The following is a 21,338-nucleotide window of genomic DNA, read 5'->3' as shown; positions in this document are numbered from 1 at the left end:
GACCGGACCGCGCGCCCGGGTCGAGCCCTGATCCGGACCTGCCGGGATGGGCGTCGATGTTTTTTCGCTCAGCGCTTGGGATGGGCGGTCCCCAGCGCCTCGGGCGCCGCGTCGTCCTCGTCGCCGTCGGGCGTGACGATCTCGGCCGGCTCGTCCTGCCGGGCCAGGTCGCGGGCGCCGACCCCGCCGCCCTGCTGGATGTTGCGGTTGGCCTCGACCGTCGAGGGGTCATAGGCGTCGTCGGCTTCATCGCCGTTGGTCACGTCAGGTTCGGCCATGGGAGGTTCTCCGGCATCCCAAGCCAACGATGGGACGCCCAGGACGTTCCCTCAGGCGAATCCCGACCATCACCGCGGCATTTTCGCCCGAGTCCGCGTCCCTTGCGCCAATCGCTGCGTTGGGTCTTCACCGGGCGGCGCGCAGCGGATACAGGCTTAACCATGAGCGAGACCAACGATCACTGGAAGACCGTCCTGCAGCGCGGCGTGGCGGCGCTGGACTTCCGGATCACCAGCCTTCCCAACGCCCTGCCGGCCATGGCCGGCGAACCGGCGCCGCGCAAACGCGCCCTGCCCGTCATGGTCCAGAACGCCGTGGCCGCCGCCGCCGTGGTCGACGGCTGGGTGGCCGGGGGCGAGGGCGAGGTGCTGATCGACCGCCCAGCGATCCTGGCCCGCCAGCGGCTGCTGGGCGCCAAGGCCGCCGAACCGCCCGGCAGCACCCCCTCGCCGTTCTCGGCCGGCTACGCCGCGGCCTACAAGCTGGAGCTGGCCCGCCTGCTGTGGCTGGCGATCATCGACCACCCGTCCCGCCGGCTGGAGTCCCTGGCCGCCGCCTACGCGCCGGAACCTGGCGTCAAGCTGGTCTAAACCCTACCAGACGCCGGTGTTGGGCATCGAGGCCCAAGGTTCGGCCGGTTCCAGCGCGCCGTCCTGCAGCAGCTCCACCGAAATGTCGTCGGGCGAGCGGACAAAGGCCATGTGGCCGTCGCGCGGCGGCCGGTTGATGGTCACGCCCATGTCCATCAGCCGCTGGCAGGTCTCATAGATGTCGTCGACCCGATAGGCCAGGTGGCCGAAATTGCGGCCGCCCTGATAGTCCTCGGGATCCCAGTTGTAGGTCAGCTCGACCAGCGGGGCCTTGCGCTCGCGGGCCAGCTCGACGTCCTCCGGGGCAGCCAGAAACACCAGGGTGAAGCGGCCCCGGTCGTTCTCGGTCCGGTACATCTCGATCAGGCCCAGGCCGCCGCAATAGAACCGCAGCGAGGCGTCGAGATCCTTCACGCGGACCATGGTGTGCAGATAGCGCAAGGGCGGCTCCAGGGGGCTTGGACGGGGGCTGACCAGGATATAGCGCGCGCCGGCCGTCGCACAATTCGGCGGGCGCAAAGGGATGGTCCTTAGTCGGCCGTCCGCGCCACGTCGCCCTGCAACACCCGCCGGGCCCGCTCCACGGCGTCCATCAGATGACCCAGGGCCAGGCCTTCGGGGCTGTCGGCGCGATAGATCTCGCGCAGGGCCGGCACGCGATCCTGGCAGGCGGCCATGGCGTCCAGGGCCCGATCGATCTTTCGCGTCAACATGACAATAACCGCCGTTTCAGTTCTGCTTTTGTTCTAGGCCGACCAGCGCCGGAGTCAATCTCCGCCCTACTCGGCCGCCACCGGTTTCTCGCGAGTCTGCCGCCGCCACAACGCCGCATATTCGCCGCCGGCCTCCAGCAAGGCCGCGTGGGCGCCGCGCTCGACCACCTTCCCCCGGCGCAGGACGATGATCTCGTCGGCGTCGGCGATCGTCGACAGCCGATGGGCGACGACCAGGGTGGTGCGGCCGGCCCGGGCCTTGCGCAGGGTGGCCTGGATGGCGGCCTCGGTGCGGCTGTCCAGGGCGCTGGTCGCCTCGTCGAGGATCAGCACCCGGGGATCGGCCAGCAGGGCCCGGGCGATGCCGACCCGCTGGCGCTCGCCGCCCGACAGCTTCAGGCCGCGCTCGCCGACCTTTGTGGCCATGCCCTCGGGCAGGTTGCGGATGAACTCGCCCAGCTCGGCGGCCTCGGCCGCGGCCCAGACGTCGCCTTCGGAGGCCTCGGGCCGGGCGAAGGCGATGTTGGCGATCAGGCTGTCGTTGAACAGGGCCACGTCCTGCGGCACCAGGGCCACGGCCCGGCGCAGCGACGCCTGTTTCAGGGCCTTGAGGTCGTGGCCGTCGAGGGTGACGCGACCGCCCTGCGGGTCGATCATCCGCAACGCCAGGCGCACCAGGGTGGTCTTGCCAGCGCCGGAAGGCCCGACAATCGCAGTGGTCGCGCCCGGCTCGACCGCGAAGGTCACGTTCTGCAGGCCTTCCGAGCGCGCGCCATGGCGGAACGACACCGCCTCGAAGGCCACCGCCCCGCCGCGCCGGTCGGCGGCCGGCGGCAGGTCGATGGCGTCTTCGGCGTCAGCCACGTCCGGCTGGGCGCGGCGCAGGTCGAGCATGGCCTCCATGTCGATGAACGACTGGCGGATCTCGCGATAGGCGAAGCCCAGGATGTTGAGCGGACCATAGAGGTTGACCAGGATCAGCACCGCGGCGGTGACGTCGCCGGGCCCGATGCGGCCGCCCGCCGCCTCGCTGCCGGCCAGGATGGCCATCACCCCCAGACCCAGGCTCATCACCGCCGACTGGATGGTGTTGAGCAGGGTCAGTGAATTGGTCGCCTTGATATTGGCCGCGCCATAGGCCCGCAGGGCGCGGTCATAGCCGTCCACCGCCCGGTCCTCGGCCCCGAAGGCCTTGACCGTTTCATAGTTCAGCAGGGCGTCGACGGCCCGGCCGGCGGCCTCGGCGTCGGCCTCGTTCATCTCGCGGCGATGGCCGATCCGCCAGTCGGAGATCGCGAAGGTCAGGACGCCATAGACGGCCACGGTGACGATGGCGGTCAGGGCGAAGCGCCAGTCATAGGCCTTGGCCAGCACCACGGCGGCCATCAGCAGCTCGACGGCGGTCGGGGCGATGTTGAACACCAGGCCGCGCAGCAGAAAGTCCATCGATCGCGCGCCGCGGTCGATCACCCGCGACAGCGAGCCGGTGCGCTTGGTCTGGTGGAAGTCGATCGATAGCGACAGGGCGTGGGCGAAGGTCTCGACCGCCGCCCGGGTCTGGGCCGCCTGGGCCACGGGGGTGAACACCGCATCGCGAGCCTGGGGCGCGACGGCCGAGATGAAGCGGATCAGCGCCCAGCCGGCGGCCAAGCCCGCGAAGGCCAGGCCGACCTGGGCGACGGCGCCCCTGCCGGCGCTCAGTTCGTTGACGGCCTTGCCCAGCAGCAGCGGCGCGACCACGCCTAGGAACTTGCCGGCGAAGGTGAAGGCCAGGGCCAGGGTCACCCGCCAGCGCAGGCCGGGGGCGTTGGAACGCATGACCAGCCGGGCCAGGTCGGCCAAGGCCTTCCAGCCGTTGGGCTTGACCTCGGGGGCCGACACCGCGCCGGCCACCGGCCCCGACCGAGCCGCCATGCCCCTCACTGGGCGGCGTCCAGCAGTTGGGTGGTCTGGACCCCGCCGCCCGGCGTCATCCAGTCCACCCGCCAGCCGAGCGCGGTCTGGATTGAGCGCACCGGCCCCTTGGTTGGCGGCTGCGGCGGGGTGACATCCAGCACGATCTGCTGCTCGCCGCCCTCCCCGGCCACCTGGATGGTCCGAGGCCCGGCCTCCAGCGGCTGGCTGAGCGAAATGGTGAAGCGTCCGGCGTCGTCGGCCTTGCCCTCGCCCCTTGTCGTGCGGTCGACGCGGACGCCCAGGCCCGCGCCGGGCGCGGCGACGCCGGAGATCACCGCCCCGCCGCTGTGGTCATAGTCGATGGCCAGGATATGCGGCGAGGACGAGGCCTGGGCCATCACCTCGGCCCCGCCCCCGGCCCGCAGCAGCACGCCGCGGCCGTTGGGGGTGACCATCAGATAGCCCTGGGCCTGGACGGTGCGGCCCTCCAGGGTCATGGACAGGCCGTAGAGCCGCGGCTCGGCGGCCAGCGGAACCACCAGCCGCCAGCGCCCGGCGCCGTCGGCCTTGCCCAGCAGGGCCTCGCCCGTCGGCGCGCCCAGCCGGACGCTGGCCAGGGGCGTGGCCTCGCCGGCCAGCGCCACGCCGCCGCCCTGGCGGACGGCCGAGATCACCCGCGGCGGCTTCAGATAGTCGGCCTGAGGCGGCGTCGGCTCGGACTGCGCCGCGGCCGGATCCTGCCGCCAACCGTTCTCGCCGCGGCCGCAGCCGCCCAGCGCCAGCACGGCGACCGCCGCCATGGCCGAGGCCGACTTGAAACCGATCTTGCGAATCCTGATCATGACGTATCCAACGGCCGCGACGCCCCGGCGGCCCTTCTTGGCTGTTCACGTGCGGCGCGCCGGGCCTGTCCACAAGGACCGGCGCGCTGTTTATTTCTCTGGAGTGGACGACGATGCCCGACCTGTCCAGCCGGCAAGCCGGCGCCGCGACCCGCGCCCTGAGTTCGGTCTGCGTCTATTGCGGCTCGTCGAACGCCGCCGATCCGGCCTTCCTGGAGGCGGCCTTCGAGATCGGCGCGGCGTTCGCCGGGGCCGGGCTGAAGCTGGTCTATGGCGGCGGCGGGGTCGGGCTGATGGGCGCGACCGCCCGCGGCGCTCATCAGGCGGGAGGCCGGGTGCTAGGGATCATCCCCGACTTCCTGCGCGGCCGCGAGCAGCCGTTCGACGACGTCGAGACGGTGATCGTCGCCTCGATGCACGAACGCAAGATGCTGATGTTCGAACGTTCCGACGCTTTCGTGGTCCTGCCCGGCGGCATCGGCACTCTGGAGGAGATCATCGAGCTCTTGTCCTGGCGTCGGCTCGACCTGCACCGCAAGCCGATCATCTTCCACAATCCGCGCGGTTTCTGGGACCCGCTCTTCGCCCTGCTGCGGCACACCATCGACGAGGGCCTGACCCCGCCCAGCCTGGCCGACTGCTGGCGCAGCGTCGAAAAGGCCGAGGACGTCACCCCCGCCCTGCTGGACTGGCACGCGGAACCCGGGCAGACAGGCGACGCGGACGCGCTTCGGTTGTTGACTTAGTTTCGAAAAGAAACGAACCTGTACTCTGGATCGGCCTCCCGTTGTCGGTCCGGGGATAGAGGAAACAGCCATGCGAATCTTCATCGCCGCGCTCGTCGCGGCCTCCAGCCTGTCGACCGCCGCCCTGGCTGCGGAAGGCGCGATCATCAAGCTGCAAGGGCCGGCCAAGGTCGCCAGCCTGATCCAGGACGGCGCCGCCTGGCGCTGCGCTGGCGACACCTGCGCCGCCCCCCAGGTCAAGTCGCTGCCGATCGGCCGCGCCTGCCGCAAGATCGCCGCCGAACTCGGCCCTGTGGCGGCCTTCACCTATCGCGGCGCGGAACTCGACGCCGCCGGCCTGGCCGACTGCAACACCGCCGCCAAGCCGTCGTGACGCCCGGGAAGCATCGGGGATAAGGACCAGCAAGGGCGGCGCGCGCGGCGGGCCGCCCTTTTCTTCGCCTACTTGCCGCCGGTCGGCTTCGAGGTCGGCTCGGTGACCGGCGGCTTGGGCGCCGACCGGCCCCCGACCAGCATCCCGCCCATCAGGGCGAAGGACAGCATGGCGTGGTTCATCTTCGATACGTTCATGGCGGCGTCTCCCAGACAGGCCGTTGGACCAGGAGACGCGCGCGGCTTACAGGGGCTTGCACCCTCCTAGTCGTCAGCGCGTCGCCCAGAATCATGCGCTGACGCTTGCCGAACGCAAGAAAAATAATCCGAACACGGATTAAATCAGTCCACGGACGATCGAAGTCGACAGGCCGTTCCCGGCCCGATTCCGCTCCCCGCGCGCACGGACGAAAGCCTGTTTGCGGCCGGCGGGGCGGCGCACAACCGCTCCGGGCCGGCGATCCGTTGCAGGCCAAGGCCTTCCCTCCTGGCCTGGATCGTCGACGACCACACCACCAAAAGAAAAGCCGCCCGCGACGGCGTGCCGCGGGCGGCGCCCCGCCCAACCATCGGTTGTCTGTAGGCGGTTTTACGCCGCCGCGCCGAACGACAGCGATTCGTAGCGCCTGAGGTGATGGTCGACCGAGCCGAACAGGCCTTCGATGATCGTCGCCCGCTTGAAATAGTGGCCGATCGCCAGCTCGTCGGTCATGCCCATGCCGCCGTGGATCTGGATCGCGTTCTGGCCGACGAACCGGCAGGCCCGGCCGATCCGCACCTTGGCGGCCGAGACCGCCTTGGCGCGTTCGGCGTCGTCCTCGTCCAGCTTGAGCGTGGCCATGTAGGTCATCGACACCGCCTGCTCGACCTCGATGAACATGTCGACCATCCGGTGCTGCAGCACCTGGAAGTTGCCGATCGCCGTGCCGAACTGCTTGCGCTGACGGGCGTAGTCCAGCGTGCCTTCGTGCAGCCGGCGCAGCACGCCCACCGCCTCGGCCCCGACGGCGGCCGTAGCCTCGTCGACCACCTTCTCGACCAGGGGCAGTCCCCCGCCCTCCTCGCCGATCAGGGCGTCGGCCGGGATCGAGACGTTCTCGAAATAGACCTCTGAGGCGCGGCCGCCGTCGACGGTCGGATAGTCGCGGGTGACTATGCCCTTCAGGCTCTTGTCGACCAGGAACACCGAGACGCCGCCGGCGTCGCGCTGGCCGCCGCCGGTGCGGGCGGTGACCACCAGGTGGCTGGCGAACGGCGCCCCGACCACCACGGCCTTGTGGCCGTTGAGCACGTAGCCTGCGCCCTCTTTCCGGGCGGTCGTCTTCAGGTCCTGCCAGGTGTAGCGGGCCTGCGGCTCGGCATAGGCGAAGGCGATCGTCGTCGTGCCGGCGATGATCGCCTCGATCACGCTGGCCGCCCCGGCGTAGCCCGAATGCTTGAGGAAGCCGCCGCCGATCACCACCGTGCCCAGATAGGGTTCGATGACCAGGGCTTTGCCGAACTCCTCCATGACGATCATGTTGTCGACCGCCCCGCCGCCCAGGCCGCCCAGCTCTTCGCTGAACGGCGCGCCCAGTATGCCCAGCTCCTCGGCGATGGCGCGCCAGTAGTCGGCCTGCCAGCCGCTGTCGGACGCGACGATCTTGCGGCGGGTCTCGAAGTCGTACTTGTCGCGCAGGAAGCTGGCGACGGTGTCGCGCAGCATCGACTGCTCTTCGCTGAAGTTGAAGTCCATGAGGGCGGTTTCCTCTTATGGCTCCCCTCCCTTGCGGGGAGGGGAACTGCAAATGCTCAGGCCTTGATCACAGCCCCAGAACCATCTTGGCGATGATGTTGCGCTGGATCTCGTTGGAGCCGCCGTAGATCGAGGTCTTGCGGACGTTGAAATAGGTCGGCGCAGCGCGGTGGGCGAAGTCGGGGCCGATCGGATGGGCGTTGTCGCCGTCGGCCGGGAAGCCGCGGAAATAGGGCGCGGCGTAGTGGCCCGAGGCCTCCAGCGCCAGTTCGGTGATCCGCTGCTGGATCTCGGTGCCCTTGATCTTCAGCAGGCTGGATTCCGGCCCCGGCCCCTTGCCGGCCGCCTCGCCGGCCAGGGTGCGCAGTTCGGTATATTCCAGCGCCGTCAGGTCGATCTCCAGCTCGGCGACCTTGCGCCGGAACATCGGGTCGTCGATCAGCGGCGCGCCGTCGTCGCTGACCTCCTCGGCGGCGATCTGGCGGATGCGGGCGATGCCGCGCTTGGAGCGCGCCACCCCGGCGATGCCGGAGCGCTCGTGGGCGAGCAGGAACTTGGCGCAGGTCCAGCCCTTGTTCTCGTCATAGATCCGGTTCTCGACCGGAACCTTGACGTTCTCCAGCCAGACCTCGTTGACCTCGTGCTCGCCGCCCAGGGTGATGATCGGGCGCACGGTGACGCCCGGCGACTTCATGTCGATCAGCAGGAACGAGATGCCCTCCTGGATCTTGGCGGCCGGGTCGGTGCGGACCAGGCAGAAGATCCAGTCGGCGTGCTGGGCCAGGGTGGTCCAGGTCTTCTGGCCGTTGACCAGGTAATAGTCCTCGCCGTCGTCGCCGCGGATGCGTTCGGCCTTGGTCTTCAGGCTGGCCAGGTCCGAGCCCGCGCCCGGTTCAGAATAGCCCTGGGCCCACCAGATGTCGCCCGACAGGGTCGGCGGCAGGAAGCGCTGCTTCTGCTCGGGCGTGCCGAAGGTGTAGATCACCGGCCCGACCATGTTGATGCCGAACGGCAGGATTTGGATGCAGTCGGCGCGGGCGGTCTCTTCGGACCAGATGTAGCGCTGCACCGGCGTCCAGCCGGGGCCGCCGTATTCGGCAGGCCAGGCCGGCGCCACCCAGCCCTTCCGGGCCAGGATCCGGTGCCAGGCCAAAAAGTCCTGCTTGGCCATCTCCTCGCCCTCGTCCTGCTTTTCGCGCAGGTCGGCGGGATAGTTCTCGGCGATGAAGGCGCGGACTGCGTCGCGGAAGGCGACGTCTTCAGGCGAGAAATCGAGGTTCATGGTCGGCTCCCGGAATCGGCCTCTCAGCGGGCCGTCTTTGGCTTCCGGGTCATGATAGGGTTCGAACGAACGTTTGGAAAGATGACCCTAGCGTCAACGTAAACGCCGATCAGTTCCCGGCCGGCGCTAGCGAACCTCGCAGGCCAGCCGCACCAGGGCCAGGGCCGTCGCGCCCCCGACGCCCTCCTCCTCGGCGACGTCCAGCGCGACCAACGGGCGCTTGCCCAGCATCTCCAGCAGCCGGCCATGACCCTTGGCCGTCCCCAGGTGTGCGGCCAGGCAGTGATCGATCAGAGCGGGATCGAGGGCGTGCAGCACCGCGGCGGCGGCGCAGGCGGCGTAGCCGTCCAGCAGCAGCGGGATCTTCTGGACCCGGGCGGCCAGGATCGCCCCGACCAGGGCCGCGGTCTCGCGGCCGCCCAGCTGGCGCAAGGCCGCCAGGGGGTCGGAGAGGTCGTCCTCGCCAGCGGCGCGGGCCACGGCGGCGGCGACCGGTTCGGGCGCCTCGCTCCAGTCGGAAGCCTCGCCGCCGAACAGCGCCAGGGCCAGGGCTGCGGCCGAACGCCCGGCCTCGGCGGCGATGACGCCGGGGATCAGCAGGTCGGGCTGCTTGGCCAGGGCCTCCATGCCGAAGGCCATGGTCGCCGCGCATTCCTTCTCGCTCATCGCCGCCTTGGCCACCGGGTCGGGCGTCGGCCGATCGACGGCGAGGTCGAAGGCCTCCAGCCCCGCGCCCTGGACGCCGGCCAGCCGGCAGACATTGGCCCCGCCCGCCGCCACGGTCTCCAGGCGCTCGCGGGCGTAGCCCTGCGGTCCGACGCCCTGGCGGGCCCCGGCATAGAGAGCCACGACCGGCCGCAGCACCGTCGGCGGCGTCTTGCCGGTCCAGGCCGTCAGCCAGGCGGAAACCTCGGCCAGCCGGTCGCCCGTGAAGGCGTCGGCGGCCCAGGGCGAGGCCGGCGCGTCGGCGGCCAGCTGGCGGATGTCGTCGAAGGGGGAAACGGTCATGGCGCGGACTTAAGCCAGCCCGCGCCCGATGCAAAGGGCGCCCACGCGATGATCCATGCGCGGCTTGCCCTTGCGCGGTTCGTCCGGAACGCCGAAATTGGCGGTCATGACCTCGCCCGCCGCCACGCCGCCCCGCGCCATCGCGACGCCCTGCGTCAAGGTCTGCGCGGTCGACGGCCTGACCGGCGTCTGCCTGGGCTGCCGGCGAACCCTTGCGGAGATCGCCGGCTGGTCGCGGTTGAGCGACGCGGAACGGGCGGCGGTCATGGCCGCCCTGCCCCTCCGCCCCGACCCCGTGGCCAGCCTGGTCATTGACCAGGCCTGAGCCTTCTAGTTGGCGGTGTTGACGGCGGCGCCGGTGGGCGCGCCGCTGAGCCAGGCCGAGCAGGCGCTCGACCGTTCGGCCAGCAGCTTTTCCTTCTTGGCGCCCTCGGCCTTGTCGCCCTCCTTCTGGGCGCCGACGATCTTGTTGTTGGCCGAGACGCGGATCGGCAGGTCGCGATCGCCGGTTTCCTGCTTCAGGAAGGCGTCGATATTGGCGGTGTCGAGCTTGCCCAGGCCTTCCGAGGCGGCCAGGCCGCGGCAGCGGGCGGCCTTCAGGAAGTCCAGGTTGCTGACCGTGGTCCCCGCCTGGGCGGCGCCGGCCAGGGCCGAAACGGCGACAACGGTCGCGACGATGATCTTGTTCATGGCGGTATTCCCTCGATACGCGTTCATATTTCGAGGGTCATGAATGGCCCGAAAACACCGCAGCTTGAAGTTAAATCGAAGTCATGTTGCACATTACGCAAGTTTAATACTCAACACTCCAAGTGTTACGTATTTTTAATTTGCCATTCACTTAGATACTTGTTAACCGTAAACGATCGTCGCTTGGCCGATTCACGGGTTGAAAACCCCTTGGCGACTATTCTCCCCGCAACAGCCGTAGAAACGGCCGATAAGCCTGTCATGGCGGGGTGATTGAATGCTCAAGTTCGCGACCATCGCGATCGTCGGCGCGCTCTCGGCGGTCGGGGCGGCGAAGGCCGTCGTGTCGCTGGACGACCTGCGCCAGCCGGACCTGCGCGGGCCCGCCCCGGCGGCGGCCGCGACCGACGACGGCGCCGCCCAGATCGTCAAGGGCGCCGACGGCCATTTCTGGGCCGAGGCCAAGGTCGACGGCCGGGCCGTGCGCTTCCTGATCGACACCGGCGCCACCACCGTCGCCCTCAGCCAGACCGACGCCCAGCGCCTGGGCATCGACATCCACAGCCTCGACTACCGCTACAAGGTGATCACCGCCTCGGGCCAGACCCGCGCCGCCTCGGTCAAGCTGGCCAGCGTCGCCGTGGCCGGCGCCCAGGTGCGCGACGTCGACGCCATGGTCATCGAGAAGGGCCTGGAGACCTCGCTGCTGGGCATGAGCTATCTGGGCCGGCTGTCCAGCTTCCAGGCCACGCCCAGGGCGCTGATCCTGCGGTCGTAACGGCTCGAGCGACCGGCCGACGCACCCTCGTCAGCCAGCTTTCTCAGCCAGCGGCGTATCGGGCGCCGCTTCGAGACCCGCGATTCGATCGAGGTTGGCGATCAGGCGCGTCAGCAGGGCGACGAGCAGTTCGGCCTCCTCCTCCGTGAAGTCGCGCAGCACCTCTTGATTGCCCCGAAGCAGGACAGCCACCGCCTCCGGCAGGCGCGCTTCCGCGGCTTCCGTCAGCGTAATACGGCGGCTGCGCCCATCGGCAGGATCGGGCGCGTACTGAATCAGGCCGTCCCGCGCCATTCGGGCGAGCATCTGCGCCATCGGCGGCTGCTCGATCCTGGCGAAGCGGGCGAGATCGCGTTGGGTGCTCGCCCGGCCGTCCTGCAGCGCCACCAGCACCGGCAGGTGTCCGACGCCGAAGCCCAGCGGCTTCAGCCGCGCTTCGCTGAGGCGGGCGAACCCGCGCGCGGCGAGACTGATCAGGTGTCCCGGCGTCGAGAGCACGTCCAGATCCATGGCGCTTCCCCTTGCCGAACCCATATACATACGTGCATATGTATATGGGTTCGGCGCGAATGCAAACCGCGCGCGGCAGGGAGAGGTCCGATGGACGATGACATCAAGATTCTCGAAGGCCTCTACGATCGCTTCAACGCCCGGGACATTGATGGCGTGCTGGCCGCCCTCACCGAGGATGTCGCCTGGGCCAACGCCATGGACGGCGGCCATGTCGATGGCCGCGAGGCGGTCCGCGCCTACTGGACGCGCCAGTGGGCCCTGGTCAGTCCGCAGGTCGAGCCGGTGGGCTTTCATCGAACGGCCGATGGCGCGGTCGTCGCGGAAGTCCGGCAGACCATCCGCGATCTCGACGGCAAGCTGCTTCAAGGACAGACGCATGGACTTGAGAACAAGACGGTCGAACATGTTTTCCGTCTTCGCGCCGGCAAGGTGGCGCGCTTCGACGTCCAGGACGCTTGATCGCCTAGCCCCGTTCAGAACCGGTAGTTCACCCCGACCTGGACGATCGGGAAGTACTTGAAGCCCTTGGCGTCATGGCGGACGTCATCTTCCTCCCGTTGCAGTTCGGCCTGGAAGGTCGGATCGCCGGCCAGCGTGCCGTCCGTGGCCGTGAGGTCGACCTTGGGCTTGTCGCTGAACGACACGCCGCCCAGCACCCGGAAACCCCAGCGGCTGTTGCGAACGAAGGTATTGTCCCAGCCCAGGCCCAGGAACGGCTGGGTCTTCGACATTTCGACATCGCCACGGATCGTGCCGATCTGCTCGGGCGTGAAGGTCAGGTCGCCGATCTGGGTCGGCCCGGTCGGCCGGCCGTCCAGCCGGGCCTTGCGCTCCCCGAAGTAGCTGCCTCCCGACAGGAAGAAACCGCCGCCGCCCGGATGCCAGTCGAGGAACGCGCCGCCGGTGGCGGTCTTCAGCTTGGCCGAATAGTTGACGCCGCTGTAGCTGTGGTCGTGGTCGAATTTCATCCAATCGCCGCCGCCGCGGACGACCAGGTTGTCGCTGAGCCGGTATTGCAGTTCGACGCCCAGGCCGGGCGTGCCGATATTGCCGCCCACGGCGAAACGCTCGTCCTGGGCCCAGGCGCCCGTCGCGCCGGCTAGGAGCGTGGCGCCAAGCACCGCGGCCAGGGAAAGACGTAACATCGCATGACCTCGCGTCAGGTTTTCCCCGACCCATAGGTTCAAACCCGACGTCCGCCCGGCTTGTTCCCAAGGCCTAGCCCGCGACGGCGTCCAAGGTCCGCGCCTCGCGCGCGTCCACCGCCTGGCGGACGGCGGCCAAGGCGCGGTCGACGACCTCCAGCCCCGCGCCGGCCGCCACGCCCTCGACCGTCAGGATGCGGCGCCAGGCGCGCGCCCCCGGCATGCCGTGGAACAGGCCCAGCATGTGCCGGCTCATGGCCGCCAGATGCACGCCCGCCGCCAGCTGCGCGGTCATGTAGGGCTTGTAGAGCTCGACCGCCTTGAAGGCGTCGATGTCGCGGCCTTCGCCGAACACCCGGCGGTCGACCTGCCCCAGCAGGCCCGGCTCGTGATAGGCGGCCCGGCCCAGCATCACGCCGTCGACATGCTCCAGCTGGGCCAGAGAGGCGTCGAGATCGGGAACGCCGCCGTTGATGACGATGGTCAGGTGCGGCCGCTCGGCCTTCAGCCGGTGGACCAGCGGATAGTCCAGCGGCGGCACGTCGCGGTTTTCCTTCGGCGACAGCCCCTTCAGCCAGGCCTTGCGGGCATGGACGACGAAGCTAGTCACCCCGGCCTGGGCCGAGCGGTCGACCAGCTCGAACAGGCTCTGCTCCGGATCCTGGTCGTCGACCCCGATCCGGCACTTGACGGTGACCGGCACGGACACCGCCGCCGCCATCGCCGCCATGCAGTCGGCGACCAGGGCCGGCTCGCGCATCAGGCAGGCCCCGAACCGGCCGCTCTGCACGCGGTCGGACGGACAGCCGACGTTCAGATTGATCTCGTCATAGCCGAAATCCTCGCCGATCCGCGCCGCCGCCGCCAGTTCGGCCGGTTCCGAACCGCCCAGTTGCAGGGCCACGGGGTGCTGGCCGGCGTCATAGCCCAGCAGCTTGTCGCGGTCGCCGTGCAGCACCGCGCCGCTGGTCACCATCTCCGAATAGAGCAGCGCCCGGCGCGACAGCACCCGGTGCAGCGACCGGCAATGCCGATCGCTCCAATCCATCATCGGCGCCACCGAGAGCCTATGGGCTTGGAACTGCTGCATCACCGTCGATTCAAAGACTCCAACCGCCGCTCGGCGGCGCGAGGGGCGCTATATAGTCCAGGCGAGGCCTCAAGGCGAGCAGGCCGGGGGCGTCTTCGGTTCCGGGAATGGCCAGTCGCGCCGCGTTCGGCCCCGGGGGGCGCGCAAATTTCAGGCAGCGCCGCGCTCGCCGGCGAAAGTTCGATATTACGTATTGCGATATTGGTAATAACTCGCCTAGATCGAGCGATGGACAGCCCTCCTTCCACCCTCGCCCGCCTCAGCGTCAGCCTGCCGGCCGAGCTGCTGGTGCAGCTGGACGCCATGGTCGCCGAGCGCGGCCTGCCCAGCCGCTCGCAGATGATCGCCGAACTGATCCGCCACGAGCTGGCCGAGCACACCGGCGCGCGTTCCGACGCCGTACTGGCCGGCACCATCACCCTGATCTACCGGGCCGAAAGCGGCCGCGTGCGCCACGCCCTGGCCCAGACCCAGCTGAGCTATGTCAAAGAAGTGATCTCGGCCCAGAACGTCTTCCTGGAGGACGATCAGGCCATGGAGGTGCTGCTGGTCCAGGGCCCGTTCGAGCGCCTGCAGCAGCTGTGCGACGACCTGCGCAAGGTGCGCGGCGTGCAGCAGATCAAGCTGGTCACCACCACCGCCCTGCTGCCGCCGCTGCACTTCCATGGCGAGGAAGGGGACGCCGTCTGATGAGCGACACCGCCAATCCCTACGCCGCCCAGGCCCACGCCCGGGCCCAGGCCGGAACCCGGGCCGAGGCCATGCCCACCGTCCCGGCCACGGCGGCGGTCGACCTGCCGGCCGGCGTCGCCGCGCAGGACGTGGTCTGGGACGAGACGATCGCCCCCGGCGGCTACGCCGGCCGCCAGATCGCCCGCGGCGCCCGCCTGCGGCTGACCGACCTGGCCGGCGACGCCAGCGCCTCGCTGCTGCTGTTCAACGCCGAGCGCCCGGTCGAGCGGCTGAACATCGCCGACACCCTGAAGGTGCAGTGGAACGGCTATCTGGGCCAGGGCCGGCTGCTGCTGTCCGACATGGGCCGGGTGCTGGCCAGCCTGGTCGAGGACACCGCCGAAGCCCACGACGCCTTCTGCGGCGCCTCCAACGAGGCCAGCAACGCCCGCAAGTACGGGGACGGCTTCAACCATGGGGCCCATCCCAGCGCCCGCGACCGCTTCTCGCTCGGCGTGGCCAAGTTCGGCCTGGGCCGCAAGGACATCCATCCGTGCCTGAACCTGTTCAAGCCGGTGCGGATCGCCCAGGGCGGCGACACTGCGATCGATATCGGCCCCTACCCGCCCGGCCGCTTCGTCACTCTGCGGGCCGAGATGGACCTGATCGTCGTGGTCGCCAACTGCCCGCACGTGCTCGACCCGCGCCCGGCCTACGCCGTCACCCCGCTGCGGGCCACCGCCTGGCGCGGCCCGGTGACGCCGGAAGCCGATCCGATCCGCAACGCGACGCCGGAGGGCCTGCGCGCCTTCCTCAACGTCGAAGACTATTACCGCCGGTGAGCGCCATGACCCTTTCGCCCCCGCCGCTGGCCGGAACCGTAGTCCATGACGAGGTCGTGCCCGCCCGCGCCCCGTGGCTGCACACGGTCAAGGCCGGCCAGACCCTGCGGATCGTCGACCTGGAGGGCAACCAGGCCGTCGACTTCCTGGCCTACAGCGCCGCTGACGACAGCGAGCGCTACAGCGCCCAGGACACCATCGCCGCCCAGGGCAACGTCTTCCTGCGCGAGGGCTCGGTGCTGCTGTCCAACGAGGGCGCGGCGATGATGACCGTCACCGCCACCGCCGTGGCCTATCACGACACCATCGGCGGGGCCTGCTCGTGCGAGAGCAACACCCTGCGCTACGGCCACCACACCAAGGCCCAGCACGCCTGCGTCGAGAACTTCCTGACCGCCAACGCCCGCCACGGCCGCGGCAAGCGCGACATGGTCAGCAACGTCAACTGGTTCATGAACGTGCCGGTCGAGGCCGACGGGGCCCTGGGGATCGTCGACGGCATCTCGGCCCCCGGCCTCTATGTCGATCTGCGGGCCGAGATGGACGTGGTGGTGGTGGTCTCCAACTGTCCGCAGATCAACAATCCCTGCAACGGCTTCGATCCGACGCCGGTGCGCATGATCGTCTCGGGCTAGGACCGCCATGTTCGACAAGGTCCTGATCGCCAACCGCGGCGCCATCGCCTGCCGGATCATCCGCACGCTCAAGGCCATGGGCGTCAAGTCGGTGGCGGTGTTCAGCGACGCCGACGCTGGCTCCCTGCATGTCAGCCTGGCCGACGAGGCGGTGCGCATCGGCCCGGCGCCGGCCGCCGACAGCTATCTGCGCGGCGACCTGATCCTGGCGGCGGCGCAGGCGACCGGCGCCCAGGCGGTTCATCCCGGCTACGGTTTCCTCAGCGAAAACGCGGACTTCGCGCAAGCTTGTGAAGCGGCGGGGATCGCCTTCATCGGCCCGACGCCCGACAACATCCGCGCCTTCGGCCTCAAGCACACGGCGCGAGACCTCGCCCAGGCCCACGGCGTGCCCCTGGCGCCCGGCACCGACCTGCTGGTCGACCCGGCCGCGGCCCTGAAAGCGGCCGAGCGCATTGGTTTCCCCGTCATCCTCAAGGCCACGGCCGGCGGCGGCGGCATCGGCATGCGGGTCTGCGAGACGGCCGAGGCCGTCAGCGAAGCCTTCGCCGCCGTCCAGCGGCTGGCGACCGGCAATTTCAGCGACGGCGGGGTGTTCCTCGAGCGCTATGTGCGCCAGGCCCGCCACGTCGAGGTCCAGGTGTTCGGCGACGGGGCCGGCAAGGTCCTGGCCCTGGGCGAGCGCGACTGCTCGCTGCAGCGGCGCAACCAGAAGGTCGTCGAGGAGACCCCCGCCCCCGGCCTGCCCGCCGCCACCCGCGCCGCCCTGCTCGAGGCCGCCGTCCGCCTGGCCTCGGCCGCCGGCTACCGCTCGGCCGGCACGGTCGAGTTCCTCTACGACGCCGAGCGCGACGACTTCTTCTTCCTGGAGGTCAATACCCGCCTGCAGGTCGAGCACGGCGTCACCGAGCAGGTGACCGGCGTCGACCTGGTCGAATGGATGGTGCGCGGCGCGGCCGGCGACTTCGCCTTTCTCGACGCCCCAGCGCCCGAGCCCAAGGGCGCCGCGATCCAGGTGCGGCTCTATGCCGAGGACCCGGCCCAGGACTATCGACCCAGTTCCGGCGTGCTGACGCAGGTGCGCTTCCCCGACGGCGTCCGCGCCGACGGTTGGGTGGTCGACGGGACCGAGGTCAGCGCCTTCTACGACCCGCTGTTGGCCAAGCTGATCGTCACGGCGCCGGACCGTCCGGCGGCGGTGACGGCGCTGCAGACGGCGCTGGACGACACCCGCCTGGCCGGCATCGAGACCAATCTCGACTGGCTGCGGGCCGTGGTCCGCAGCCCGCCCTTCGTCACCGGCCAGGTCTCGACCCGGGCCCTGGAGACCGTGGCCTGGGCGCCCGACACCGTCCAGGTGCTCAGCGGCGGCCCGGCCACCACCGTCCAGGACTGGCCGGGGCGGCAGGGCTACTGGGACGTCGGGGTGCCGCCGTCGGGACCGATGGACGACCTGGCCTTCCGGCTGGGCAACCGCCTGCTGGGCAATGGGGACGACGCGGCCGGGCTGGAGATCACCGCCCTCGGCCCAAGCCTGAAGTTCAACCGCCCGGCCGTCGTCTGCCTGACCGGCGCGGCCTTCGACGCCAGGCTCGACGGCGTCCCGGTCCCGGCCTACGCCCCGTTCGCGATCGCCCCCGGCCAGGTGCTGAAGATCGGCCGCGTGGTCGGCGCCGGCCTGCGCGGCTACCTGCTGTTCCAGGGCGGGCTGGACGTGCCGGCCTATCTGGGCAGCCGCTCGACCTTCACCCTCGGCGGCTTCGGCGGCCATGCCGGCCGCAACCTGACGGCCGGCGACGTGCTGCGACTGGGCGACGGCGGTGCGGCGGCGGCGGCCGCCCCGGTCCTGGCCGAGGCCCCGCGCCCGGCCACGACCAAGGCCTGGACGATCCGCGTCCTGCCCGGCCCGCACGGCGCGCCCGACTTCTTCACCCCCGCCGACGTGGCGATGATCGCCGGGACCGACTGGAAGGTCCATTACAACTCCAACCGCACCGGCGTGCGGCTGGTCGGCCCCAAGCCGCAATGGGCGCGGCGCGACGGCGGCGAGGCCGGGCTGCACCCGTCCAACATCCACGACAACGCCTATGCGGTCGGCGCGGTCGACTTCACCGGCGACATGCCGATCATCCTGGGGCCGGACGGACCCTCGCTGGGCGGCTTCGTCTGCCCGTTCGTGATCATCCAGGCCGACCTGTGGAAGGCCGGGCAGCTGGCGCCCGGCGACACCGTGCGGTTCGCGGTCGTCGACGACGCCGCGGCGGCCCTGGCGCTGGATGAGCAGGAAGGCCTGCTGGCGACGCTGCGAGCGGCTCCGGCCCCGGATGCGGCGCCCGCCGCCCATGCGTCGGCCAGCCCGATCCTCGCCGAACTGCCCGAAGACGGCCACCGCCCGCACGTCACCTACCGCCGCCAGGGCGACCAGCACCTGCTGGTCGAATACGGCCCGATCGTGCTGGACCTGGAGCTGCGGCTGCGCATCCACGCCCTGCTGCTGGACCTGCAGGCCCTGGCCCTGCCCGGCGTCATCGACCTGACCCCCGGCATCCGCTCGCTGCAGGTCCACTATGACAGCCGCCGCCTGACCCAGGCCGAGCTGCTGGCCGTCCTGGTCGCGGCCGAGCAGCGGCTGGGAGGGCTGGACGATTTCGAGATCCCGTCGCGCGTCGTCCACCTGCCGCTGAGCTGGAAGGACCCGGCGATCTACCAGACGATCGACAAGTACATGCAGGCGGTCCGCGACGACGCGCCCTGGTGTCCGGACAACATCGAATTCATCCGTCGCGTCAACGGCTTGTCGAACATTGATGATGTGAAGCGGATTGTCTTCGACGCCCGCTACCTGGTGATGGGGCTGGGCGACGTCTATCTGGGCGCGCCGGTCGCCACCCCGGTCGATCCGCGCCATCGCCTCGTGACCACCAAGTACAATCCCGCCCGCACCTGGACCCCGCCCAACGTGGTCGGCATCGGCGGGGCCTATATGTGCATCTACGGCATGGAGGGCCCGGGCGGCTACCAGCTGTTCGGCCGCACCATCCAGGTGTGGAACACCTGGCGCCAGACCGACGCCTTCACCGGCGGCAAGCCGTGGCTGCTGCGGTTCTTCGACCAGATCCGCTTCTTCCCGGTCAGCGCCGAGGAGCTGGTCGAGTGGCGGCGCGACTTCCCGCTCGGTCGCCGCCAAATCCGCATCGAGGAAGAGACCTTCCGCCTGTCGGACTACCGCAGGATGCTGGCGGAGAACGCTGAAAGCATTGAGGCTTTCCAGACCACTCGCCAGGCCGCCTTCGACGCCGAGCGGGCCGACTGGGTGGCCCGCGGCGAGTTCGCCCGGGTCGAGGCCCTGTCGGGCGTGGCCGACGAGGCCGGCGAGGCGGCGGCCGTCACCGTCCCCGACGGCAGCGACCTGGTCGAGGCCCCGCTGGGCGGCAATGTCTGGAAGGTGCTGGTCGCGCCGGGCCAGCGGGTCGAGGCCGGGGCGGTGATCGCCGTGATCGAGGCGATGAAGGCCGAGTGCGACGTCAACAGCCCGGCGGCCGGGATCGTCACCGCCGTCTACGCCCAGCCGGCCCAGGCCATCGCCGCCGGCGCCCCGATCGTCGCCATCGCCCCGGACTTGTCCGGTCTTGGGCCCGATCTTGGGGACGACGCCGCATGAGCGATTTCCAGCGCTTGTCGGTCACCGCCATAGCCGAGGCCGTCAACGGCGGGGCCAGCGCGGTCGCCGTGGCGCAAGCGGCGCTCGACGCCGTCGCCGCCTATGACCTGGTCCAGCCCCAGGCCTGGATTCTGCGCCTGCCGCCCGAGGCGGTTCTGGCCCAGGCCCGGGCCGTCGAGGCCAGGGTCGCGGCCGGCGAGGCCCTGCCCCTGGCCGGGGTTCCCTTCGCCGTGAAGGACAATATCGACGTCGCCGATTGGCCGACCAGCGCCGCCTGCCCGGCCTTCGCCTATGTCCCCGCGCGCTCGGCGACGGTGGTCGAGCGGCTGGTCGCGGCCGGGGCGGTGCTGGTCGGCAAGACCAATCTCGACCAGTTCGCCACCGGCCTGGTCGGCGTCCGCAGCCCCTATGGCGCGCCGCTGTGCGTGTTCGACCAGGCCTATGTCAGCGGCGGCTCCAGCTCCGGCTCGGCGGTGGCCGTGGCCGCAGGCCTGGTCGCCTTCGCCCTGGGCACCGACACCGCCGGCTCGGGCCGGGTGCCGGCCGCCTTCAACCACCTGGTCGGGCTCAAGCCGAGCAAGGGCCGCTGGAGCACGCGCGGCGTGGTCCCCGCCTGCCGCTCGCTGGACTGCGTCAGCGTGTTCGCCGCTGACCTGGCCGGGGCGGCGCGGGTCGACGACGTGCTGGCCGCCTTCGACGCCGAGGACGACTATTCGCGCCGCGCGCCGGCCGCACCGCCCGCCGCGCCCGTCGGGACCTTCCGCTTCGGCGTCCCCCGCCCCGACCAGCGGCTGTTCCTCGGCGACGACCAGTCCGCCGCCCTCTACGCCGCCGCCATCGAGCGCATGACGGCGGCCGGCGGCACGCCCGTCGAACTCGACATCGCCCCGCTGCTCGACTGCGCCAAGCTGCTCTACAGCGGCCCGTGGGTGGCCGAGCGCACGGCGGCCGTCGAGACCCTGCTGCGCAACACCCCTGGCGTGATCCATCCGACCGTGCGGGCCATCGTCCAGGGCGGGCTGGCGGTGACCGGCGTAGAGACCTTCAAAGGCCTCTACGCCCTGGAGGCCTATCACCGGGCGGCCGAGCCGATCTGGGACGCGGTGGAGGTGATGCTGCTGCCCACCGCCCCGACCATCTACCGGCTGAAGGAACTGCTGGCCGAGCCGATCGCCCTGAACGCCAATCTGGGCCTCTACACCAATTTCGTGAACCTGCTCGACATGAGCGCCCTCGCCGTCCCGGCCGGCTTCCGCGACAACGGCACGGGCTTCGGCGTCACCCTGATCGGGCCGGCCTTCGCCGACCGCGCGCTGCTGGCCCTGGCCGAGCGCTACCTGGAGACCTTCCCCATGGCCGACACCCCGCCGCTCGACCTGACCCCGCGCAAGCCCGGCGTGAAGCTGGCCGTGGTCGGCGCCCACCTGGCCGGCATGCCCTTGCACTGGCAGCTGACCTCGCGCGAGGCCCGACTGGTGTCGGCCACCCGCACCGCCCCGGCCTACCGGCTCTACGCCATGGCCGAGACCACCCCGCCCAAGCCGGCCCTGATCCATGTCGGAGAGGGCGGGTCTTCGATCCTGGTCGAGGTCTATGAGCTGGATTTCGAAGCCTTCGGCTCGTTCGTCGCCGAGGTCCCCGCGCCGCTGGCCATCGGCACGGTGACCCTGGAGGACGGGACCTCGGTCAAGGGCTTCGTCGCCGAACCCCGCGCCCTGGACGGCGCGACCGACATCACGGCCCTGGGCGGCTGGCGGGCCTATATCGCGTCGGCGGGTTAGCGCGGATGAGGCCAGATAGAAACCTCCATTATATTCCGTCTCCCCGGCGAAGGCCGGGGTTCAGATCG

24 protein-coding genes are annotated in these 21,338 nt (G+C 70.4%); 11 read left to right on the top strand and 13 right to left on the bottom strand.

Features of this window, described 5'->3' with window-relative positions:
- Positions 1-68: 68 nt before the first annotated feature.
- Positions 69-278, bottom strand: a complete 210-nt coding sequence (locus tag ACIPQB_RS19240) for a hypothetical protein (protein WP_446486872.1) — start codon at positions 276-278, stop codon at positions 69-71.
- 162 nt (positions 279-440) lie between these two features.
- Between ACIPQB_RS19240 and ACIPQB_RS19235 the strand changes: the two genes are divergently transcribed.
- The gene (locus ACIPQB_RS19235; RefSeq protein WP_446486871.1) at positions 441-869 is read left to right on the top strand and encodes a hypothetical protein; all 429 of its coding nucleotides are present in this window, start codon (positions 441-443) and stop codon (positions 867-869) included.
- A gap of 3 nt (positions 870-872) precedes the next feature.
- On the opposite strand, the gene ACIPQB_RS19230 is transcribed toward ACIPQB_RS19235, so the two are convergent.
- From ACIPQB_RS19230 to ACIPQB_RS19215, 4 genes are all read right to left on the bottom strand, one after another.
- Positions 873-1,310: a VOC family protein gene (locus ACIPQB_RS19230; RefSeq protein ID WP_446486870.1), complete on the bottom strand. Its 438-nt coding sequence runs from the start codon at positions 1,308-1,310 to the stop codon at positions 873-875.
- An 89-nt stretch (positions 1,311-1,399) separates the two neighbouring features.
- Positions 1,400-1,582 (bottom strand): hypothetical protein, encoded by a 183-nt coding sequence (locus ACIPQB_RS19225; protein ID WP_446486869.1) that lies wholly within the window; start codon positions 1,580-1,582, stop codon positions 1,400-1,402.
- Between the two features lie 66 nt (positions 1,583-1,648).
- Positions 1,649-3,496 (bottom strand): ABCB family ABC transporter ATP-binding protein/permease, encoded by a 1,848-nt coding sequence (locus tag ACIPQB_RS19220; RefSeq protein ID WP_446486868.1) that lies wholly within the window; start codon positions 3,494-3,496, stop codon positions 1,649-1,651.
- Positions 3,497-3,501: 5 nt separating this feature from the next.
- A complete protein-coding gene (locus ACIPQB_RS19215) occupies positions 3,502-4,320 on the bottom strand; it encodes a hypothetical protein (RefSeq protein WP_446486867.1) in 819 nt (272 codons plus the stop codon).
- A 113-nt stretch (positions 4,321-4,433) separates the two neighbouring features.
- Here ACIPQB_RS19215 and ACIPQB_RS19210 point away from each other — a divergent pair, with 113 nt between their 5' ends.
- Complete coding sequence (locus ACIPQB_RS19210; RefSeq protein WP_446486866.1) at positions 4,434-5,066, top strand: LOG family protein; 633 nt, start codon at positions 4,434-4,436, stop codon at positions 5,064-5,066.
- Between the two features lie 70 nt (positions 5,067-5,136).
- Positions 5,137-5,439, top strand: a complete 303-nt coding sequence (locus ACIPQB_RS19205; RefSeq protein ID WP_446486865.1) for a CC_3452 family protein — start codon at positions 5,137-5,139, stop codon at positions 5,437-5,439.
- Between the two features lie 68 nt (positions 5,440-5,507).
- On the opposite strand, the gene ACIPQB_RS19200 is transcribed toward ACIPQB_RS19205, so the two are convergent.
- The 4 genes from ACIPQB_RS19200 to ACIPQB_RS19185 all read right to left on the bottom strand — a co-directional run bounded on the left by ACIPQB_RS19200 (position 5,508) and on the right by ACIPQB_RS19185 (position 9,463).
- Positions 5,508-5,651 carry a hypothetical protein gene (locus ACIPQB_RS19200; RefSeq protein ID WP_446486936.1) on the bottom strand — a complete coding sequence of 48 codons (144 nt, stop codon included), beginning with the start codon at positions 5,649-5,651 and terminating at the stop codon, positions 5,508-5,510.
- A gap of 376 nt (positions 5,652-6,027) precedes the next feature.
- Positions 6,028-7,173, bottom strand: coding sequence for an acyl-CoA dehydrogenase family protein (locus ACIPQB_RS19195; protein ID WP_446486864.1), 1,146 nt, complete (start codon positions 7,171-7,173; stop codon positions 6,028-6,030).
- A 67-nt stretch (positions 7,174-7,240) separates the two neighbouring features.
- The gene (locus ACIPQB_RS19190; RefSeq protein WP_446486863.1) at positions 7,241-8,455 is read right to left on the bottom strand and encodes an acyl-CoA dehydrogenase family protein; all 1,215 of its coding nucleotides are present in this window, start codon (positions 8,453-8,455) and stop codon (positions 7,241-7,243) included.
- Between the two features lie 126 nt (positions 8,456-8,581).
- On the bottom strand, positions 8,582-9,463 hold the full coding sequence (locus ACIPQB_RS19185; RefSeq protein WP_446486862.1) for a nicotinate-nucleotide--dimethylbenzimidazole phosphoribosyltransferase: 882 nt from the start codon (positions 9,461-9,463) through the stop codon (positions 8,582-8,584).
- Between the two features lie 106 nt (positions 9,464-9,569).
- Here ACIPQB_RS19185 and ACIPQB_RS19180 point away from each other — a divergent pair, with 106 nt between their 5' ends.
- Positions 9,570-9,788, top strand: coding sequence for a DUF1289 domain-containing protein (locus ACIPQB_RS19180; protein ID WP_446486861.1), 219 nt, complete (start codon positions 9,570-9,572; stop codon positions 9,786-9,788).
- Positions 9,789-9,793: 5 nt separating this feature from the next.
- Here the strand turns inward: ACIPQB_RS19180 and ACIPQB_RS19175 are convergent, their stop codons facing one another.
- A complete protein-coding gene (locus ACIPQB_RS19175) occupies positions 9,794-10,153 on the bottom strand; it encodes a hypothetical protein (protein WP_446486860.1) in 360 nt (119 codons plus the stop codon).
- 277 nt (positions 10,154-10,430) lie between these two features.
- Here ACIPQB_RS19175 and ACIPQB_RS19170 point away from each other — a divergent pair, with 277 nt between their 5' ends.
- Positions 10,431-10,931: a TIGR02281 family clan AA aspartic protease gene (locus ACIPQB_RS19170; RefSeq protein ID WP_446486859.1), complete on the top strand. Its 501-nt coding sequence runs from the start codon at positions 10,431-10,433 to the stop codon at positions 10,929-10,931.
- 30 nt (positions 10,932-10,961) lie between these two features.
- Here ACIPQB_RS19170 and ACIPQB_RS19165 read toward each other — a convergent pair whose 3' ends face one another.
- The gene (locus ACIPQB_RS19165) at positions 10,962-11,441 is read right to left on the bottom strand and encodes a MarR family winged helix-turn-helix transcriptional regulator (RefSeq protein ID WP_446486858.1); all 480 of its coding nucleotides are present in this window, start codon (positions 11,439-11,441) and stop codon (positions 10,962-10,964) included.
- 90 nt (positions 11,442-11,531) lie between these two features.
- Here ACIPQB_RS19165 and ACIPQB_RS19160 point away from each other — a divergent pair, with 90 nt between their 5' ends.
- Positions 11,532-11,903, top strand: a complete 372-nt coding sequence (locus ACIPQB_RS19160) for a nuclear transport factor 2 family protein (RefSeq protein ID WP_446486857.1) — start codon at positions 11,532-11,534, stop codon at positions 11,901-11,903.
- 14 nt (positions 11,904-11,917) lie between these two features.
- On the opposite strand, the gene ACIPQB_RS19155 is transcribed toward ACIPQB_RS19160, so the two are convergent.
- Entirely contained in the window at positions 11,918-12,589 is a 672-nt protein-coding gene (locus ACIPQB_RS19155) for a hypothetical protein (RefSeq protein WP_446486856.1), read from the bottom strand.
- A 73-nt stretch (positions 12,590-12,662) separates the two neighbouring features.
- Complete coding sequence (dusA, locus tag ACIPQB_RS19150; RefSeq protein WP_446486855.1) at positions 12,663-13,679, bottom strand: tRNA dihydrouridine(20/20a) synthase DusA; 1,017 nt, start codon at positions 13,677-13,679, stop codon at positions 12,663-12,665.
- A gap of 228 nt (positions 13,680-13,907) precedes the next feature.
- On the opposite strand from dusA, the gene ACIPQB_RS19145 reads away from it, so the two are divergent.
- The 5 genes from ACIPQB_RS19145 to atzF are packed head-to-tail and all read left to right on the top strand — an operon-like array spanning position 13,908 to position 21,270.
- The gene (locus ACIPQB_RS19145; protein WP_446486854.1) at positions 13,908-14,369 is read left to right on the top strand and encodes a CopG family ribbon-helix-helix protein; all 462 of its coding nucleotides are present in this window, start codon (positions 13,908-13,910) and stop codon (positions 14,367-14,369) included.
- Complete coding sequence (locus tag ACIPQB_RS19140; RefSeq protein WP_446486853.1) at positions 14,369-15,193, top strand: urea amidolyase associated protein UAAP1; 825 nt, start codon at positions 14,369-14,371, stop codon at positions 15,191-15,193. The genes ACIPQB_RS19145 and ACIPQB_RS19140 overlap by 1 nt, the downstream gene beginning before the upstream one ends.
- A gap of 5 nt (positions 15,194-15,198) precedes the next feature.
- Positions 15,199-15,828 carry an urea amidolyase associated protein UAAP2 gene (locus ACIPQB_RS19135; RefSeq protein ID WP_446486852.1) on the top strand — a complete coding sequence of 210 codons (630 nt, stop codon included), beginning with the start codon at positions 15,199-15,201 and terminating at the stop codon, positions 15,826-15,828.
- A 7-nt stretch (positions 15,829-15,835) separates the two neighbouring features.
- Positions 15,836-19,489, top strand: a complete 3,654-nt coding sequence (uca, locus tag ACIPQB_RS19130) for an urea carboxylase (RefSeq protein WP_446486851.1) — start codon at positions 15,836-15,838, stop codon at positions 19,487-19,489.
- The gene (gene atzF / locus ACIPQB_RS19125; RefSeq protein ID WP_446486850.1) at positions 19,486-21,270 is read left to right on the top strand and encodes an allophanate hydrolase; all 1,785 of its coding nucleotides are present in this window, start codon (positions 19,486-19,488) and stop codon (positions 21,268-21,270) included. The genes uca and atzF overlap by 4 nt, the downstream gene beginning before the upstream one ends.
- The last annotated feature ends 68 nt before the right edge of the window (positions 21,271-21,338 follow it).

The sequence above is a fragment of the Caulobacter sp. LARHSG274 genome (genome assembly GCF_052871235.1).
The sequence above is the reverse complement of the archived record's forward strand: the minus strand, read 5'-3'. Positions and strand labels throughout refer to the sequence as shown.

What these genes read in the sequence shown, in the direction of transcription:
- ACIPQB_RS19135 (WP_446486852.1), top strand. Translation starts at nt 15,199, where the DNA reads ATGACCCTTTCGCCCCCGCCGCTGGCCGGAACCGTAGTCCATGACGAG.
- ACIPQB_RS19145 (WP_446486854.1), top strand. Translation starts at nt 13,908, where the DNA reads ATGGACAGCCCTCCTTCCACCCTCGCCCGCCTCAGCGTCAGCCTGCCG.
- ACIPQB_RS19160 (WP_446486857.1), top strand. Translation starts at nt 11,532, where the DNA reads ATGGACGATGACATCAAGATTCTCGAAGGCCTCTACGATCGCTTCAAC.
- ACIPQB_RS19185 (WP_446486862.1), bottom strand. Translation starts at nt 9,463, where the DNA reads ATGACCGTTTCCCCCTTCGACGACATCCGCCAGCTGGCCGCCGACGCG.
- ACIPQB_RS19240 (WP_446486872.1), bottom strand. Translation starts at nt 278, where the DNA reads ATGGCCGAACCTGACGTGACCAACGGCGATGAAGCCGACGACGCCTAT.
- ACIPQB_RS19180 (WP_446486861.1), top strand. Translation starts at nt 9,570, where the DNA reads ATGACCTCGCCCGCCGCCACGCCGCCCCGCGCCATCGCGACGCCCTGC.
- ACIPQB_RS19235 (WP_446486871.1), top strand. Translation starts at nt 441, where the DNA reads ATGAGCGAGACCAACGATCACTGGAAGACCGTCCTGCAGCGCGGCGTG.
- uca (WP_446486851.1), top strand. Translation starts at nt 15,836, where the DNA reads ATGTTCGACAAGGTCCTGATCGCCAACCGCGGCGCCATCGCCTGCCGG.
- ACIPQB_RS19175 (WP_446486860.1), bottom strand. Translation starts at nt 10,153, where the DNA reads ATGAACAAGATCATCGTCGCGACCGTTGTCGCCGTTTCGGCCCTGGCC.
- ACIPQB_RS19140 (WP_446486853.1), top strand. Translation starts at nt 14,369, where the DNA reads ATGAGCGACACCGCCAATCCCTACGCCGCCCAGGCCCACGCCCGGGCC.
- ACIPQB_RS19170 (WP_446486859.1), top strand. Translation starts at nt 10,431, where the DNA reads ATGCTCAAGTTCGCGACCATCGCGATCGTCGGCGCGCTCTCGGCGGTC.
- ACIPQB_RS19225 (WP_446486869.1), bottom strand. Translation starts at nt 1,582, where the DNA reads ATGTTGACGCGAAAGATCGATCGGGCCCTGGACGCCATGGCCGCCTGC.
- ACIPQB_RS19195 (WP_446486864.1), bottom strand. Translation starts at nt 7,173, where the DNA reads ATGGACTTCAACTTCAGCGAAGAGCAGTCGATGCTGCGCGACACCGTC.
- ACIPQB_RS19205 (WP_446486865.1), top strand. Translation starts at nt 5,137, where the DNA reads ATGCGAATCTTCATCGCCGCGCTCGTCGCGGCCTCCAGCCTGTCGACC.
- ACIPQB_RS19155 (WP_446486856.1), bottom strand. Translation starts at nt 12,589, where the DNA reads ATGTTACGTCTTTCCCTGGCCGCGGTGCTTGGCGCCACGCTCCTAGCC.
- dusA (WP_446486855.1), bottom strand. Translation starts at nt 13,679, where the DNA reads ATGCAGCAGTTCCAAGCCCATAGGCTCTCGGTGGCGCCGATGATGGAT.
- ACIPQB_RS19215 (WP_446486867.1), bottom strand. Translation starts at nt 4,320, where the DNA reads ATGATCAGGATTCGCAAGATCGGTTTCAAGTCGGCCTCGGCCATGGCG.
- ACIPQB_RS19210 (WP_446486866.1), top strand. Translation starts at nt 4,434, where the DNA reads ATGCCCGACCTGTCCAGCCGGCAAGCCGGCGCCGCGACCCGCGCCCTG.
- ACIPQB_RS19190 (WP_446486863.1), bottom strand. Translation starts at nt 8,455, where the DNA reads ATGAACCTCGATTTCTCGCCTGAAGACGTCGCCTTCCGCGACGCAGTC.
- ACIPQB_RS19220 (WP_446486868.1), bottom strand. Translation starts at nt 3,496, where the DNA reads ATGGCGGCTCGGTCGGGGCCGGTGGCCGGCGCGGTGTCGGCCCCCGAG.
- atzF (WP_446486850.1), top strand. Translation starts at nt 19,486, where the DNA reads ATGAGCGATTTCCAGCGCTTGTCGGTCACCGCCATAGCCGAGGCCGTC.
- ACIPQB_RS19165 (WP_446486858.1), bottom strand. Translation starts at nt 11,441, where the DNA reads ATGGATCTGGACGTGCTCTCGACGCCGGGACACCTGATCAGTCTCGCC.